The organism is Caballeronia sp. (assembly GCF_028292365.1).
Classification (GTDB): Bacteria; Pseudomonadota; Gammaproteobacteria; order Burkholderiales; family Burkholderiaceae; genus Caballeronia.
In genome coordinates, this window is the sequence record NZ_JAQGMM010000109.1 from 1 (window position 1) to 15,626 (window position 15,626).

Annotated in this window: 13 protein-coding genes and 1 pseudogene; 5 read left to right on the forward strand and 9 right to left on the reverse strand. The window is 58.5% G+C overall.

Features of this window, described 5'->3' with window-relative positions; all coding sequences use genetic code 11:
* Positions 1-438 (forward strand): helix-turn-helix domain-containing protein (locus JWR14_RS06845; protein WP_299703514.1); only part of this gene is annotated, 438 nt, incomplete at its 5' end.
* A 739-nt stretch (positions 439-1,177) separates the two neighbouring features.
* On the opposite strand, the gene katG is transcribed toward JWR14_RS06845, so the two are convergent.
* Complete coding sequence (gene katG, locus JWR14_RS06850; RefSeq protein WP_299703517.1) at positions 1,178-3,439, reverse strand: catalase/peroxidase HPI; 2,262 nt, start codon at positions 3,437-3,439, stop codon at positions 1,178-1,180.
* Between the two features lie 1,755 nt (positions 3,440-5,194).
* On the opposite strand from katG, the gene JWR14_RS06855 reads away from it, so the two are divergent.
* Positions 5,195-5,497, forward strand: coding sequence for a hypothetical protein (locus JWR14_RS06855; RefSeq protein ID WP_299703546.1), 303 nt, complete (start codon positions 5,195-5,197; stop codon positions 5,495-5,497).
* On the opposite strand, the gene JWR14_RS06860 is transcribed toward JWR14_RS06855, so the two are convergent.
* The 5 genes from JWR14_RS06860 to JWR14_RS06880 all read right to left on the reverse strand — a co-directional run bounded on the left by JWR14_RS06860 (position 5,418) and on the right by JWR14_RS06880 (position 9,482).
* Positions 5,418-6,155 (reverse strand): DUF3331 domain-containing protein, encoded by a 738-nt coding sequence (locus tag JWR14_RS06860; RefSeq protein WP_366144509.1) that lies wholly within the window; start codon positions 6,153-6,155, stop codon positions 5,418-5,420. The two genes, JWR14_RS06855 and JWR14_RS06860, sit on opposite strands and share 80 nt — an antisense overlap.
* Before the next feature lie 142 nt (positions 6,156-6,297).
* The gene (locus JWR14_RS06865) at positions 6,298-7,290 is read right to left on the reverse strand and encodes a LysR family transcriptional regulator (protein ID WP_299703520.1); all 993 of its coding nucleotides are present in this window, start codon (positions 7,288-7,290) and stop codon (positions 6,298-6,300) included.
* Between the two features lie 104 nt (positions 7,291-7,394).
* Complete coding sequence (locus JWR14_RS06870; RefSeq protein WP_299703523.1) at positions 7,395-7,820, reverse strand: cupin domain-containing protein; 426 nt, start codon at positions 7,818-7,820, stop codon at positions 7,395-7,397.
* 96 nt (positions 7,821-7,916) lie between these two features.
* A complete protein-coding gene (locus JWR14_RS06875; protein ID WP_299703526.1) occupies positions 7,917-8,396 on the reverse strand; it encodes a carboxymuconolactone decarboxylase family protein in 480 nt (159 codons plus the stop codon).
* 204 nt (positions 8,397-8,600) lie between these two features.
* Positions 8,601-9,482: an RNA polymerase sigma-70 factor gene (locus JWR14_RS06880; protein WP_299703529.1), complete on the reverse strand. Its 882-nt coding sequence runs from the start codon at positions 9,480-9,482 to the stop codon at positions 8,601-8,603.
* A gap of 944 nt (positions 9,483-10,426) precedes the next feature.
* Here JWR14_RS06880 and JWR14_RS06885 point away from each other — a divergent pair.
* Positions 10,427-11,263, forward strand: coding sequence for a GNAT family N-acetyltransferase (locus tag JWR14_RS06885; RefSeq protein ID WP_299703532.1), 837 nt, complete (start codon positions 10,427-10,429; stop codon positions 11,261-11,263).
* 241 nt (positions 11,264-11,504) lie between these two features.
* Here JWR14_RS06885 and JWR14_RS06890 read toward each other — a convergent pair whose 3' ends face one another.
* Positions 11,505-12,254: an H-NS family nucleoid-associated regulatory protein gene (locus JWR14_RS06890; RefSeq protein WP_299703534.1), complete on the reverse strand. Its 750-nt coding sequence runs from the start codon at positions 12,252-12,254 to the stop codon at positions 11,505-11,507.
* Between the two features lie 495 nt (positions 12,255-12,749).
* On the opposite strand from JWR14_RS06890, the gene JWR14_RS06895 reads away from it, so the two are divergent.
* Positions 12,750-13,223, forward strand: coding sequence for an HU family DNA-binding protein (locus JWR14_RS06895; protein ID WP_299703537.1), 474 nt, complete (start codon positions 12,750-12,752; stop codon positions 13,221-13,223).
* Between the two features lie 258 nt (positions 13,224-13,481).
* On the opposite strand, the gene JWR14_RS06900 is transcribed toward JWR14_RS06895, so the two are convergent.
* Positions 13,482-13,730: a hypothetical protein gene (locus JWR14_RS06900; RefSeq protein ID WP_299703540.1), complete on the reverse strand. Its 249-nt coding sequence runs from the start codon at positions 13,728-13,730 to the stop codon at positions 13,482-13,484.
* A 151-nt stretch (positions 13,731-13,881) separates the two neighbouring features.
* Positions 13,882-14,112 (reverse strand): hypothetical protein, encoded by a 231-nt coding sequence (locus JWR14_RS06905; RefSeq protein WP_299703542.1) that lies wholly within the window; start codon positions 14,110-14,112, stop codon positions 13,882-13,884.
* A 971-nt stretch (positions 14,113-15,083) separates the two neighbouring features.
* On the opposite strand from JWR14_RS06905, the pseudogene JWR14_RS06910 reads away from it, so the two are divergent.
* Positions 15,084-15,626 (forward strand): annotated as a pseudogene (locus JWR14_RS06910) (hypothetical protein); the annotation flags it as partial.

Consider the following 15,626-nt stretch of genomic DNA (forward strand, 5'->3'; position numbering starts at 1 on the left):
TGCCCGGGCTTTGCGTATCGCATGAGCGCCGCCGCCCTGCGCGAGCAGTTCAATCGCTCGGATTTCCTGCGCCGCCTGATGCTGCTGTACATGCAAGCGCTGCTGACGCAAGTCGCACAGACCGCCGCGTGCAACCGTCACCATTCGCTGAGCAAGCAATTGTGCCGCTGGTTGCTGATCGAGATTGACCGTACGCCGTCCAACGAATTCCAGGTGACGCAGCAGATGATCGCCGACATGCTGGGCGTGCGTCGCGAAGGGGTCACGGAAGCGGCAGGAAAGCTCCATGACGCGGGCCTGATCCATCACAGCCGTGGTTGTATCAAGGTGCTCGATCGCGCAGGCCTGGAAGCGCGTGCGTGCGAATGCTATGGCATCGTCAAGCGCGAGTTCGACCGGATGCTGCCGCGCGTGCGCCAGGCCGAAGAAGTCTGCTAAGCGTTGTCCTGCTGCCGCGGAGCTCAGGTCTTGCAGGTCGCCGAACGAGTCGAACGAGTCGAACGAGTCGAACGAATCGGAAGGGTGGGGGGAAGTCGTCCTCTCAGTGCCGAAAAAGTACAACCGCGTTTAGATCGGCTACGCGAATTCGGATATTCAATGCGGCCGTGTGAGCGTCATCCCGGTCATTCTTGTCGACCTTGCGGGCATAGCGGCCGCGGTCCCGATGTTCAGAGCTTGATTGTGATTTCCCTGCGGTCCAAAGGCGAATGCCCGTGTGTCCCGTCGGCTTCGCAATGACCAGGTATTTAACTCGGGTCTTCAGGGCCGGCGCTAACTATCTGCGTCAACCATCATGCGGTGGTAAATGAAAAGCTGGCTGCGCGAGCGAAGTCCGCAAGCGACACCCTTTCTAAATACCTACTGTAGCTTCGCAGAACGTAACACTGAGGCGGCTACGCGCGACTGAGGCGGCTACGCGCGAACGTGAACGACGGCGCAATGCCGGACGTGGAGCGAAAAGTTATGAACGCGCGAAACGCTTTTATGCGCGGTACGGATTCAAAGAAGTAGGCCGGTGCACCTTCCAGCCAGGTGACCGGGTTGATGACGATCGAATCTGGTGTCGGGGAGTGAACGGAAGCGCGCAAGCGTTGCCCGCTAAGGCTGTGCAGAGACATTTCTAGCGGCTAAGCAAGGCCCCGTCAGGACGACAGTCCTGACGGGGCCACGTGCCCCCTTAGGCGAGGTCGAAGCGGTCGAGGTTCATCACCTTGACCCAGGCTGCAACGAAGTCATGGACGAATTTTTCCTTCGCGTCCTCAGTGGCATAGACTTCGCTCAGGGCCCGGAGCTGGGAATGCGAACCGAAGATCAGATCGACACGGGTGCCGGTCCACTTTCTCTCGCCGCTCTTGCGGTCACGTCCCTCGAACACATCCCGCGCCGACGAGAGCGATTGCCATTCCGTATCCATGTCGAGCAGGTTGCGGAAGAAGTCGTTGGTTAGCGTTTCCGGCTGGCCGGTCAGCGCGCCATTAGCATTCGTCCCCACACCAACGTTGAGCGCTCGCAAGCCGCCGATAAGCGCCGTCATCTCCGGGGCGGTCAGCGTTAGCAATTGCGCCTTGTCGATCAGCAAAGCCTCGGCCGGAACCTTGTACTTGCCCTTCAGGTAATTGCGGAAGCCATCGGCGACCGGCTCGAGCGCCGCGACGGATTCCACGTCGGTCTGTTCCTGCGAAGCGTCCATGCGGCCCGGCGTGAAAGGCACGGTCAGTTGATGCCCGGCTTTTTTCGCCGCCTGCTCGATGCCTGCGCCCCCTGCCAGCACAATCAAGTCAGCCAGCGAAATCTTCTTGCCGCCGGACTGCGCGCTGTTGAACTCGCCCTGGATGCCTTCGAGCGCCTTCAGCACCTTCGACAGTTGCTCGGGCTGGTTAACCTCCCAATCCTTCTGCGGCGCCAGGCGAATGCGCGCGCCATTGGCGCCGCCACGCTTGTCGGAGCCACGGAAGGTGGACGCTGACGCCCACGCAGTCGACACCAGCTGCGAGACGGATAGCCCTGATGCCAGGATCTTCTGCTTGAGCGAAGCGATGTCCGGCTCTCCAACCAGGGGATGATCCACCGCCGGGATGGGGTCCTGCCACAGCAGTTCTTCGGCCGGCACTTCCGGGCCAAGATAGCGGGCACGCGGGCCCATGTCGCGGTGCGTCAGCTTGAACCAGGCACGGGCGAAGGCGTCGGCTAATTGGTCAGGATTCTCCATGAAGCGCCGCGAGATCTTCTCGTAGGCAGGGTCGAGGCGCAGCGAAAGGTCGGTGGTGAGCATCGTCGGCCGCAGCTTTTTCGACGGATCGTGAGCGTGCGGGATCGTTTCGGCGCTATCTTTCGCGACCCACTGGTTGGCGCCGGCAGGGCTCTTGGTGAGTTCCCATTCGTGGCCGAAGAGGTTCTGGAAGAAGCCGTTGCTCCACTGGGTTGGCGTGCTGGTCCAGGTGACCTCCAGACCGCTGGTGATCGTGTCGCCGCCCTTGCCGCTGCCAAAGCTGTTCTTCCAGCCCAGCCCCAGGTTCTCAAGATCGGCAGACTCAGGTTCTGGACCCACATTGTCAGCAGGACCGGCTCCGTGTGTCTTGCCAAACGTGTGGCCGCCGGCAATCAGCGCGACGGTTTCCTCGTCGTTCATGGCCATGCGCGCAAAGGTCTCACGGATATCGTGCGCCGCAGCAATGGGGTCCGGATTGCCATCGGGACCTTCCGGATTGACATAGATCAGGCCCATCTGCACGGCGCCCAGCGGATTTTCCAGGTTGCGTCCGGCATCGGTGCGGCTGGTCTCTTCGCCGTGCTTTTCTTCGTCGGCTACGATCACGCCGCCGTCGTCGTCCTTGCCGGCGGCGCCCTTGCCATAACGGACGTCACCACCCAGCCAGGTCTTTTCGTTGCCCCAGTAGACGTCCAGGTCCGGCTCCCACGTGTCCTCGCGGCCGCCGGCGAAGCCGAAGGTCTTGAAGCCCATGGTCTCGAGCGCGACATTGCCGGTGAGGATCAACAAGTCAGCCCACGAAATCTTCTGGCCATACTTCTGCTTGATCGGCCAAAGCAGGCGGCGAGCTTTATCCAGGCTGACATTGTCCGGCCAACTGTTGAGCGGCGCAAAACGCTGCTGGCCGCGCCCGGCACCACCACGGCCGTCGCCAATGCGGTACGTGCCAGCACTGTGCCAGGCCATGCGGATAAAGAGCGGGCCATAGTGGCCGAAGTCCGCCGGCCACCAATCTTGCGAATCGGTCATCAGCGCTGCAAGGTCCTTCTTGACTGCAGCCAGGTCAAGGCTCTTGAAAGCCTCGGCGTAATTGAAGCTGTTGTCCAGCGGATTGGACTTGCTGGAGTGCTGGCTGAGCAGGTCTACCCGCAGTTGTTTGGGCCACCAGTCACGGTTCGTCGTACCGCCGCCGGCGGCATGATTGAACGGGCACTTTGCTTCGTTTGACATGCGTTATCTCCTTGAGAGGACGTACCCACTACTTATTCTTTAAGGGCGTCAGACTTTCATGGTGCATTGCGTCGACGATCCCGCGCCCGCGGGTCTGCCGGGAAATCCCGTGGCGGGCTCTTGCTGTTCATCACCCTGGGCGCAAGCTATTACTCCAACTCCAGCAAGCAATCTTGTCGCGTACATTGAACGAGCACTGCTCGTGATGGCGAGCCTACTCCAGTTAAATATAAGCCCGTGTGACCATCAACAGAATTAGATTCCTGCAATGCCATTGATAGGTCTCCGCTATATGGCAACGAGTGCTGGTTGATGTCACCGGTTGGTATCGATGGGGGCCACAATTTTGACACGGTGCAGCAATCGCACACCGACGGAAATCGCAACTCGTGCCGCGTACTCGTGCTGTCCATCTCGTCGATGGTAGTCCATTGCCGCGCAATACAACATCAAATCGCGTACCTCTCTTCACCAGGAAGAGACTCATTCGGCTCAGTCTTTCGTGCCGCACGACCAGCATGGAGAAAGGCCGCTTTTTGCTTGTTACCGCCGCGCACTGTATAGCGTTGGGTTGACTGCATCGTGACCATCGATAAGTTAACCGATTGGAAACTTCCGCAATCGCGGCTAACGTATAGGCAGAAATGACAACGATGAACACGCTATCCAGCGTCCAACGATGAGCAGTAAGGGATAGTACGGAGACTGCAACAGGATCTTCAGCAACGACCACAGTTCGTATGAAGCGCGCGTGAATGGTGAGCGCTATCTTCAGCAGGGTAGCCAGCACGACGCTTGGGTTTCCTGAGGTTACCGGCGATGGCCGTGCCCTTGCCCTGGGCGTTATTTGCGTAGCGCGCACGCTCATGCGCGATGTGTGATCGGTTTATAGACAATAACCTTCTCGCAGGGGGACGCATGGTCAAGGTGGTCGGGAAACTTCTTACGGTGTTTCAGCGGGACGGTGAAACGGTCGTGCGTGCGCTAGAACGCTCAGAGTATCCTTCGGCGATCAAGGACATCGTTCGATCTTCCCGTTGCGGCTTGTGCAATGTGTGGTGCGTACTCGATTCGGGTAGCCCTGCTGAGGCAGTATTCGGATGCCAGAGCGACGATTGCGCGGACGATTGCGTTTTGACAAAACATGTGATTGGCGATGAAACTTATTGGGCCTGTCAGTGTGTCGCCAAGAAATCACCGACAAACATTATTCCATTGCACCGGTCTTCTGACCGCTCGCCGACGAGCTGCAGCAAGCCACGCTATTAAAAATCGCGGGATGGCTGCATGCGTGACGGCGTCTGTTCATGATTTGGCAGACTTGCGGGTCGGTAGTCGTTCTGCCAGTCCGGCACAACCCAACGCCTGAGGTTTGTTCCACGAACTCGCGCATACCGGCTTGTTCGAGCTAACCTTCTGGCAACGGCCAAGCACCGCTATCTTTATGCCTGGAACCATGGACTCCTACTTCCGTAGGCGTTTGCCTGCCGCGCTGCGCGAGCGGCACGGTTGAACCGCTGGTGACTCGCGGCGAGAGCAGCGTCTGGAAACCTACTCGTGGAATCAAACATACCGCAGCTCCTGCAGCAAGAGGTCAGGATGGAGTTCGAATATTATTCGGGTTAATCTGCCAATGGCGAAGCGCCAATTTGCGTGATTCGGGTCGCTGCAAGAAGCCTTTTCACCTTTGGCATTTCTCGTAAAACGTACACCTGTGCCGCGCCTTACCGCACGAAAAATCAGAACGAAATCACCATGACCACTCGAGTTCCGCTCAACGGGCAATCATCAGCATCCCGGCGACACGTAGTCGCCCCACGCGGGACTATCAGCGCGGTGATGGCGGGGCTGCTTCTTTTGGCCGCCGTGCTGTTCCTGCTCTCTTTGGGGGCAACGCTGGAAGCGTTGATCGAGAAATACTGGCTAGGGAAGGTCTCCAGCAAATACGACCCCTTCTTGGCGATATTCATTCCGGTCACTAGCGGTACCGGTATCGCAGTCCTGGTCTTGCTGCTGCTGCGCATGATGGCGGGTTGGCGCAGGCGCCGGGCGCGATAAATGACGACTCACTGTTTGCGACTGCGGGCAGGTTTCGGTCAACGCCTGATGAACGGTTGACCCTGCGATCGCGGTTGAGTTTGATCTTCCATCGCCGTGGTCCTGCCACAGGGAATCGTGGATCCCTGGTGCATTCAACATAAGCAACAAGCTCACGCGTTCGGTGGTCAAGTTGAGCGAGGCTTTCGCCACGTCTCAAGGTCTCTGGCACAACGATGCGGCAAACACTGCGTCCAGGGTTTTGTCGGGCAACGCCCGGCTTATCCTGCCGCAGCGTATTGGCGAGAATCATGTGGGGGGCATTGACCGGTGCGTCGCGTCCAAGTGCGAGCGGCCGAAAAACGGCGTCGCCCCGACGCACCGGAACACCCGTCAACACACAAACGCCTTCGGTGCGCGCCGAGCCAGCGCGCCACGTTTGATCGTGGCACTGGCCGAGAGTCGGGTCGCTCCACGAAACGCGGATCGTGTGCATGGTCTGCCATTCGATGTGCCTGATGGACGCGGTGTGAGTCGTTGCATTCGGCGCGGGACTGCAGCGTGCAAGCGTGGCAGGCTTGCGAGTCGAGTGTGCTGTACGGGGAGTGCTTGCACGCAAGCAGTCGATAATATGCGGCCAAGGGCCCATCCGGTTCATGTTCAATCTCCTTCCATGCATGCAGGCGGACCGCTTTATCCTTCGCGAGCGTCATCCGCACTGGAGGCATCGTAGGCGCGCGCTACGTCATGCGGTAGGGCAGCAGAGGGACCCACCATGTTGCGTGTGGCGCACCAATCAATGCATTGCTGATCAGAGCTTGTCAGCCGAGCGTCGTCATCGTCGTCAAGCATTGGAGGTCGAGCGCTCTCGTGCTCTCGGTTATGTAGTCGATGAACACGCGGATCCGGGCTGGAAGTTGCTTGCGGCTGAGATAGCAGATGTAGTGGCCGCCGTCGTCGGGTGCGTGCTGCGCGAGACAACTGAGCAACTGGCCGTCACTCAGCAGATCGCACACCTGATAGGCGGGCAACTGGGCAATGCCCAGCCCGTCGAGCACGGCCTGCACGATCAGATCGGGGTGGTTGAATGTATGCTGCGCGCCGGGTTGGCGCCGCTGCGCGAGACCGTCGACCTTGAATTCCCACTCCCTTATGCGGCCAGCCGCTGTGCGGAAGTTGATGCAGCGATGATTCGCCAGTTCATCGACATGCCGCGGCAAGCCGTGTATTCGAGCATACGCGGGCGACACGCAGACGATCATCTGCATCGGTATCAGCTGACGCGCCACGATCCCGCTGTCTTCCATGCGCCCGTCGCGAAACGCAACGTCGACGCGATCGGCAGTGAAGTCGGCAGGGCGATCGTTAAGCAGAAATTCGAGGGTGATCCCGGGATATTGCGTATGAAAGCCCTTCAGCAGCGGCGCGACAATCTTGCGGCCGAAGCCTGGTGTCGAGACGATGCGCAGATGGCCCCGAGGCGGCCCGTTGCGCAGCTCTCGCATGTCGTCGAGCGCTTGGGCGAGGCGCTCAATACCAGGCTGACAGTTCTCGTAAAAGAGCTCGCCCTCGCGCGTCAACGACGTGCTGCGCGTCGTGCGCAAAAAGAGGCGCGCGTTGAGTTGAGCCTCGAGTTTCTGCACGTTGCGGCTAACAGAGGAGCGGCCGATGCCCAGGCGATCGCCCGCGCGGGCAAAGCTACCTTCGTTGGCGACGGCCAGAAAAGAAACGACGCCGGCGTAACTGGTCGCAAAGCTGCTTGCAAACGGGTCGTCGGCGCCGGCGAGAGAGGGGCGTGATAGATAATCTGACATGGAAGCGCGAGTCGTATAGTCCATAGCGACTAGACATGCCAGCGCTGCCATTTGTGACAGGGTTCGCCGTTTTTTTTAAGTCGATGCACGCAATGCAGATACGCTTACTTTTCCGGAACGAGAACGGGCGCACCCTTGTTCTTCAGCAGTAGCACGATGAACTTGGCCGGCTGGGTCTGGCTTGCGTTGCGTCCGACCGTGTGAATGTCGTTTGGACCTTCATAGAAGGTCTGTCCGGGCGTCAGCGTGACCTCCTTGCCGCCCTTGACCTGCATCACGATCGATCCCTCCAGTACGTAGATAAAACCGTACGCATGATGCCGATGGACGGGGTCCGCGGCACCGGGGGGATACTCGACGGTGATCATCAAGGCTTCCTTGCCCGGATATTCGTCGAGGGGTTTCGTCATCAGCGGTGTGACGATTGCGCCAGGCGCCTCGGCGTGGGCCATGCCCATCGAACCCATCGAACCCATCGACGCGCTGGCGATGACGAGCACGGCCAGTGCCGTATTTTTCAGACGAAGCATGGTGGTGTATTCCTGACGTATGTTTCCCGACGTATGTTTCCAGGCGACGCGGCCCGTCCGCGCGGGTCGACATGAAGAATCAGCGTCACCATGAGATCAGACGAGATTAGCCTTGTCCAGACCGAATGCCTTGTCGGACGAACCCGGCACCGTCTTGAATGCAACGTTCGCGCGGTTCCATCCGTTGATGACCATCACGTCGAACGTCAGGTCCGAGAGTTCCTTTTCGGAGAACTGGGTACGCACGCGCTCATAGATATCGTCGCGCACGCCGTGTTCGGGAAGCTTGGTCAGCACTTCCGTCCAGGCAAGCGCGGCGCGTTCGCGCGGTGCGAAGAGCGTCGACTCGCGCCATGTCGCGAGATGATGAAGGCGCAGTTCGCGCTCGCCGTGGATACGCGCTTCCTTCACGTGCATGTCCAGGCAAAATCCACAGCCATTGATTTGGGACGCACGGATCGACACGAGGTCACGGGTTGATTCTTCAATTGCGCCGTCTTTAAGCAGGTGGCTGAGTTCAAGGAACTTCTTGAGCAGTTCCGGCGATTGCTGAAAATAGTTGATACGCTGCGTCATGATTTCTCCTGGCGACGATGAGTGAACATCCTGCATGGCGAGTGTCGTTAGCGGGAATGTGGCGGCTATGAACCGCACGAGGTCATCGTAGGGGCGCGCAGCGTGCCGCGGTAGGCACACGAATGGGCTCACAGTGTTGTCCGCGAGGCACCAATTAACGAGTCGACGAGTTGAAGCAATCCCGCGCCGGCGAAAGAGCGGCGTTCAGCCGTTGATGTGTGCTGCCGCGATGCGCGCGAGTTTGTCAGGATTACGCTGCACATGAATACGAACGATGCGTTTGCCGTCTGTCTCGAACGACTGTGCCGACTCGAGTTTGCCTTCGAGAAACCGCAACAGCGCCCATTGACCGTTAAGCACCACGAGCTTGACGCTGAGCTCGCTGCCATAGCGCCGCGACGATGCGTAGAAAAGTTGCGCGATACGCTGGCCGCCCGTCATCGGTTTCGGGAAGCTTGGGACTTTTCCGCCGCCGTCGCCAATCAGCATCGCGTCTTCCGCCAGCAATGCATTGATCGCGGGGAAGTCACCGCGCTCCAGCGCCTGCGCGAATGTTCGCAGCAGGCGAAGATGCGTCTCGCGCGGTACCGTATAGCGCTGGCGTTCGTCGCGTAGTTGCACTTTTGCACGGCTTACCAGTTGACGGCATGCCGCCTCCGTCTTGCCGATGGCGTGTGCGACTTCGTCATAGTCGGCGTCAAAGACCTCGCGCAGCAGGAACGCTGCCCGTGCTTCCGGCGTCAACCGCTCGAGCAGTATCAGGAACGCCACGGAGATGTCGTCGGCGCGCTCCGTGGCCTCCTCTGGCGTCGCAGGGAAGTCCGTCATCTGGGGTTCGGGCAACCATATGCCTGCGTAGTGTTCGCGTTGAATCTTCGCCGCGCGCAGACGGTCAATGGACATCCGCGTGGTGACGGAGACCAGCCACGCTTCCGCGTTATCGATGGCTTCACGGGCTGCCGCGTGCCAACGCAGCCAGACGTCCTGCACGATATCTTCGGCCTCGGCAACCGACCCTAGCATTCGGTACGCAATCTTCTGCAATCGCGGGCGCAGCCCGTTAAACGCACGTGCGTGGTCGTCCATGAACAGACTTTTCCTCTTGCGTTAAAACCACAAGCAAGCACAAGCGCCGCCCTGGCAGATTGTTGACAGTGGCATCTTGCCACGAATGGAGCAACGCTTGAGGCGCCCGGTATTGCATTTTTATCGACAGAAACAGGAGCTCTTGCGATTCCCTTAATCAAGGCGATAGGCGGGTATTCGCGCCCAAAGAGTGAGCTTTACGGTCGAACTCATACGGGGAATGAAGTGGGAGTCAACTACATGCGTCTGCAAAAATCTCCCGCTGTACCCCGTTCCAGGGCGCCACAAATCGTGCCCCATGCGTGACCTGGAAACAGGAGGGGGGACATAGCGGGTGTCTCGTCGCGAGCACGGAGTTCCAGATGAATCCGCCGGTATGCAGCGAAGGCTTTCGCAGGGGTCCTTCTTGTAGTACGACGCGCTAGTCGATGCAGCTTTCGAAATGTTCGTAAGGTAACGGTGTTGTTATACGCGGGGAGGAGAATGCTTATCTGCCTGTGTGGAAAGGTCAGAAAACATGCAGGCAGGGGTTTCCCCTACAGTACTTGGGAACATTGAATCCGAACGTGTTCGCCGGCCGTTCCGAGTGATGCATTTGGGGAGAAGAGCCATGACCGCGCCCAACAACGATCATTCTTCGAGATGCCATGCACGACAGAGACCTGCAATATGAAATCGTTAGCGACGAAACCCAGTTCCGCGCTCTGCGGGACGATTGGGACGCGCTTTGGTCTAGAGCAAACGGCCGCTACTATCAGGCCTTCAGTGTTTGCCTGCTCGCGTGGCTTCACGTAGCCAAGCCTCAAGGCAGGCGCCTGCGCTGCCTCGTGTGTCGAGAAAAAGGGCGCCTGGTAATGGTATGGCCCCTCGTTACCTACAGGCGCGCTTTATGGACTTATTTACTTCCACTGAGCCCGGACGCCGGCGACTACACCAGCGTTCTTGTGGAAAGTAATCAATCCGCTGCCGCGCTGATCGAGGGCGCGTGGCAATCGGCATGTCGTCGCTGTGGCGCCGATTTCATGCACTTGCCGTACACCCACGAAGGATCCGAACTGTACGATCTTGCGCGGCGGCATCGCCGTGTCGTGAGCGCCAAGCGGGATGACTCCTGGATCGCGAAGCTGAGAGAAGAAACCGACTGGGATGCGTTTTGCGGAAAGCTGGGGACCTTGTACGGCAAAAAGCCCGGAGCGCTTCAACGCCGTCTGTCCAAGGAAGGAGAGCTAGTCATACACATGGCAGATCCGGCAGACACGGCAGGGATCGCAACCATGGTCGACCGGATGCTGAAGTGGAAGCGCGGCTGGAGCGACCGAGTCGACAAACATGGTGACTGGTTGGAATCGTCTCAATTCCAGAGCTTCCTCGTCGCGCTGCTCAGCGCACCCGACGGTCACGTAGTGGCGCGCCTCATTGTCGTCTCGCTAGATAACGCGCCCATCGCTGGCTTGATCGTGACAAAGGGGAACCCCTGCGCCAACGCGATCATTGGTGGTTTCGACGAGAAGTATGGGAAGTTCGGTCCTGGCTCGATAGCGGTCGAACATTGCGTGAAATGGGCTTTCGAGCAGCGCTTCGATCTGGATTTCGGGGTGGGTTCCGAGCGTTTCAAGTCGTACTGGAGTAACCGGAACGTCTCTTCGGCGTGGACTTTCCATATGGTGAACACGAACTGGGGGCAGGTTAGAACTCGCGCGGCCCGGCTCGCGCGATCGTTGGGTTTTGCGCCTGTGCGAAGGGCCGAACCAGAGGAGAAGGTGCTTGCGGAGTCGTCTTGAATGACAGCGCACGACATCTTGATCAAGTCATGAAATCATGATGCGTAATCCTGATAAGACGTCCGTGTCCTTCGTCCGCCCGGTATGGCCAGCGTATGGCCAGCCTGTAACAAGCGCACGGCAAGTTGTCGCTGGTCAAACCGGGCGATTGCATTCAGGTCGTTGAGCCGGCACGGGTCCCGGCAACCACTGACGGGGTACTCAAAGACGTACTCTTTGGTGACGTCTTTTTCGTCAGTGTCTACTTTGCATGTGCCTTGCGCGTCGCGTTCACAGCAACTTTTTCACCCACGGTCCTTGCGGTCACCGCCTTCCTGGCAGCAGGTTTCGTAGCTAAAGCTTTTCTCGCTACCTTTTTGGCGGAAGTGTTTTCCCGTGCAAGCTTCGCGCTGCCCGCGTCTGCCGAACCGGGGTTGGCACCCTCAACCAGGAACTTCGTCCGATCCTTCGCTGCTGCGAGCCATGCGGGTGCCGGACCACGTCCGCTCCACGTTGCTCCAGTCTTCGGGTCGAGATATTTTGCGGGCTGCGGTCCTTTTTTATGTCCTTTGGAAGCAAGTGCATCTGTAGCCAACGAGGCTCTCCCGGTTGCATTTTTGACCTTACTCACAGGGCTTACGCTTGGCAGGCGAACAGCGGCAGGTCCACTCGCGATCAGGAACCTGTTGCGATCCCTGGCGCCCGCAATCCATGCCGGTGCGCGGCCGTGACCGGTCCAGGTAGCGCCTGTCTTAGGATGTTGATACTTCGGCGGGGTCCTGCCATTTAGATGACCAGCGACCTTCGCTTTGATATTTTGGGCATTCCCGTTGACCGCTTTCGCTTCGCGATTTGCCTTTGCTTTGGCTTCAATGTCGACCGTAGTCAAACCGTGCGCCAGCATAATTTTTCGAATTTGATCGACCGCGGCTTGCGCCTTTTTCGCAATCAACGTATCTGCTTGCACCTGCAACTTCTTCATCTTTTGCTGGATCTGTTCGAGGGTCGGCATTGTGAGCTCCTTAAATGAATATGGCCGAACTATGCCATGAGCTTCGAGAGTGTGAAAGCGCTGATAGGGTCTTCGCGTTTCGCAGATGTAACCCACGATGACGGTTGGACCGGTGAGAGTCGTTCGCGTATTTGAGTCCAGGAGCCTGCGTTTGTGGATGCCCGATAACGACGACTCCATGCGAGGTGAGCCACTGTTTTGCGCCACACAACGACCGTCGAAGCACGGGGCTGTTGTTTGTTTTGACCATCTTCGAGCGCTCTCCACGCCTTGAAGGGTTAGGGTTCTACTAGACCCGCGTCCATGAAACAAGGCACAGGTCATCATTTTCGTGATTTTTATGCGAAAAGCCCGTTGATTAATGGCCCCAGACGTTGCGTCTTCATGGCGGTGTTGTTACGCTGGCGCCAACCCGAGAATTTGTACCTTTGCGTTAGTCGGTGACGGCGCAAAGGCAAAGGCCTTGGGCAACCTTTGACTAGAAGAGAGGCATTCATGGCAACAACCGCTACCAAGAAAACTGCGGCTCCTGCTCCTAAGAAAGCAGCAGCGCCCGCTACAAAGAAAGCGACAACTGTCAGCAAGAAAGCGGCGCCAGCCGTTACGAAGGCAGCCGCACCTGCAGTGAAAAAGCCCGTTGCGGCGGCTCCCTTGAAACCAATCAAGGATACGTTTACGAAAACATCGCTGACCATTCACCTGGCCGAGCGTTCAGGCGTGGAGCCGAAGGCGGCCAAGGCGCTGTTGGCGGCCCTCGAAGAAACGGTACTCGCATCCATCCACAAGAAGGGCGCGCAGGAGTTCACCCTGCCGGGATTGCTGAAGGTGGTCGCGCAAGACGTGCCGGCCAAGAAGAAGCGCTTCGGCAAGGACCCGTTCACGGGTGAAGACAAATGGTTTGCGGCGAAGCCCGCTTCGGTGCGCCTCAAGGTACGCCCGCTTAAGAAGCTGAAGGACGCCGCGCTGTAAGCGACGCGCTGTAAGCGACGCGTTTTAAGCGAACGTGTTCTGACCTGGGAATGCCCCTCGCGACGACAATCCGAGGGGCGTTTTCCATTCGGCGTCGTGGTCAACGACGTCGGCGCGGCAATGGGATTGCAAAAATGGGTTGATGGCGGCGAACGAACGACGCCACTCGCTGACTTGCAAACCCCATGACGTCGGCTGCCGTTTCCATACTCAATAACAGAAACTGCTCTGGTTGCCACACCCTGGTGCCAGCGACAACTAGCCGATGTGCGGTAGCGACATATGGCTTTCCAGCAACGCCCGAAGCTCATTCGAATCGGGTCGTGTTCCCCAATTGCGAGCGCCGGCAACTGACGCGATGGCCATCCACGAATTTGGCGGAAACCACTCGCGCACGAGCGCGCCATCTTTCAGGATGCGAAGACGGCCGGTCTGCGCGCAGTACTCGGCGCACATCTCTGTGTCTGCCAAGTGAGCGGTAACTCGAAGGCTACGGATTCGCAGCATGGAACTCTCCAATGTGATGAGACGGTGACCGCATAAGTCCCTGACACGACCTTCCTCCATCCGAGGCGGGACGGAACGCAGTAATGCGTCTATTAGACCGGGTACGACGCAAAAATCTGTGCGTGCGATAACACGAATCTGCTGCCGACCATCACGACGGCGCGACCGCGGAGCGTTGATTCAAGGCTACCGCACGCACTTTCTCGTTTTCCTTTGCATAGTGATGCCCCACGATCCAACCGCCCATAGCTCCGATTAAGGCATGGTGGCCTGCGACGTGGCCGGCCACCGCGCCTTTCAGAGATCCCGCGGCGTGTACCGTGCCGACGGCCGTCAGTAATGCCAGCGCGGCTATCGCAGTGACCACATTGGGTGTATTCATTTGCAGCTCCAAAATGGCCGGACCCGGATGCCGTCCAGTCACAGGAGTCTATGTGCGGGTCTCGCTCACAAGTGAAACCAGCTTGCGAGATTGGTAACACGCAGTTACCGCTCGCAGCCGACAACGAGACCGCCCATTTGCACGGTTGTGACGCAAGGGAATGCGCTTCCCGCCGCTCTGTCAACGACCGGTCCATCGGCGCGTCGACTGAGAGATCACAAGCGCTTGACGGTGACTTCGCCGACATCGCACCTTCGGGATATCCCTAGACGTTGTCACCTTAAAGAGTTTGTGCCGCGGTACTTAGATGAACTGCCCGTTCCTTAAAACCAGACGCCATGGAATGAGTTAAATGATTGACTCAAACGATTGACTCAAACGAATGACTCAAAGGAATGACTCAAACGAAACGCTTTCCCGTTTTCTGTGGCAAGAGACGAGTCATAGTTTTCCGAGAGATTGATACGCGTGCGCCGCGTGAGTACTTGCAGCAGATGGTGTGGCTCCGCACATTGCCTTTCTCCTCAGCCATGGACACTCCCAAGAAAATACGGGTGAAGCGATCGCGTGGATTTTCAGAAGCCATGAAGCCACGATGCCCGAATGAAACGGAGACCATCTATGACTGCGCGCTCGGTGCGTCCGCCTTGGCCCTGGCGACCCATGGTGCATGACGAGGCCGTCACGGGGTGGGGTTTATCACCGGGTGACCGAGCACGGGACGTCCCCGCTGATGCCTGGAGATCATCTCATTCAAGAGCAACTTATTGCTTTGCAACGCGGCCACATAAAGGGACAACGCGTCGGCGGCAACGCCTCGCACTGGGATCAGAAAATAGAAAAGCACTAAGCCCGGATCTGGTGACTTTCCCGATTCTTAAAGTCGTTGCGCAATGGTCGAGAGTACAAATACAAAGGTCATTGCGGCAGCGCACCACGACAGCCTCGCTCCCCAACAGTACAGGTGCAACATGAGCGTCTTAGAGAACCTTGCCGGCCGCACGGCTCAATGGGTCATAGCCGATACGACGTATTTTGATTCCGCCACGCACAGCTTTATGCGCGGCGACATCGAAATAGACGGGGCAAAAATAGAACGCATCCTGCCGCCGAAGACATCGCGGCGCACGGAGGTTCTTCCGGGTCATGAGATCGTCTGCGTTCCGGGATTTATTAATGCCGATACTGGCCTCGCTCAAGAAGACTGGCTTGAACACTCACAGGAGCTCGCGCGCTGCGGAATCACGACGGCCGGCTCGTTCAATCGCGGCTTACCCGATTGCGACGGATTCGAAGGGGGCGGCGTAAGACGGCTGGTGTACGTTGAATTAGGGGAGAGCCCTCCTGGCGATGGACTCGCAGGAGTCGACAGGCAAGCGTTGGAGCGATTCGAGCGGGCGGCCAATTCAAGGGCATTCGACAGGTGCACTTTTTTGCCCGCCGTGGGGCCTCGGGAAATATGGTCGGCGGCGTCCCTGATAGCGCTTACGTCATTTGCCGAGCGAGTGGGGCGG

Bases quoted from the DNA above. Each gene is read 5' to 3' on its own strand.
- JWR14_RS06905 (WP_299703542.1), bottom strand. From the start codon at position 14,112: ATGAATACACCCAATGTGGTCACTGCGATAGCCGCGCTGGCATTACTG.
- JWR14_RS06865 (WP_299703520.1), bottom strand. From the start codon at position 7,290: ATGTCAGATTATCTATCACGCCCCTCTCTCGCCGGCGCCGACGACCCG.
- JWR14_RS06860 (WP_366144509.1), bottom strand. From the start codon at position 6,155: ATGCATGGAAGGAGATTGAACATGAACCGGATGGGCCCTTGGCCGCAT.
- JWR14_RS06890 (WP_299703534.1), bottom strand. From the start codon at position 12,254: ATGCCGACCCTCGAACAGATCCAGCAAAAGATGAAGAAGTTGCAGGTG.
- katG (WP_299703517.1), bottom strand. From the start codon at position 3,439: ATGTCAAACGAAGCAAAGTGCCCGTTCAATCATGCCGCCGGCGGCGGT.
- JWR14_RS06895 (WP_299703537.1), top strand. From the start codon at position 12,750: ATGGCAACAACCGCTACCAAGAAAACTGCGGCTCCTGCTCCTAAGAAA.
- JWR14_RS06875 (WP_299703526.1), bottom strand. From the start codon at position 8,396: ATGACGCAGCGTATCAACTATTTTCAGCAATCGCCGGAACTGCTCAAG.
- JWR14_RS06855 (WP_299703546.1), top strand. From the start codon at position 5,195: ATGACCACTCGAGTTCCGCTCAACGGGCAATCATCAGCATCCCGGCGA.
- JWR14_RS06870 (WP_299703523.1), bottom strand. From the start codon at position 7,820: ATGCTTCGTCTGAAAAATACGGCACTGGCCGTGCTCGTCATCGCCAGC.
- JWR14_RS06880 (WP_299703529.1), bottom strand. From the start codon at position 9,482: ATGGACGACCACGCACGTGCGTTTAACGGGCTGCGCCCGCGATTGCAG.
- JWR14_RS06900 (WP_299703540.1), bottom strand. From the start codon at position 13,730: ATGCTGCGAATCCGTAGCCTTCGAGTTACCGCTCACTTGGCAGACACA.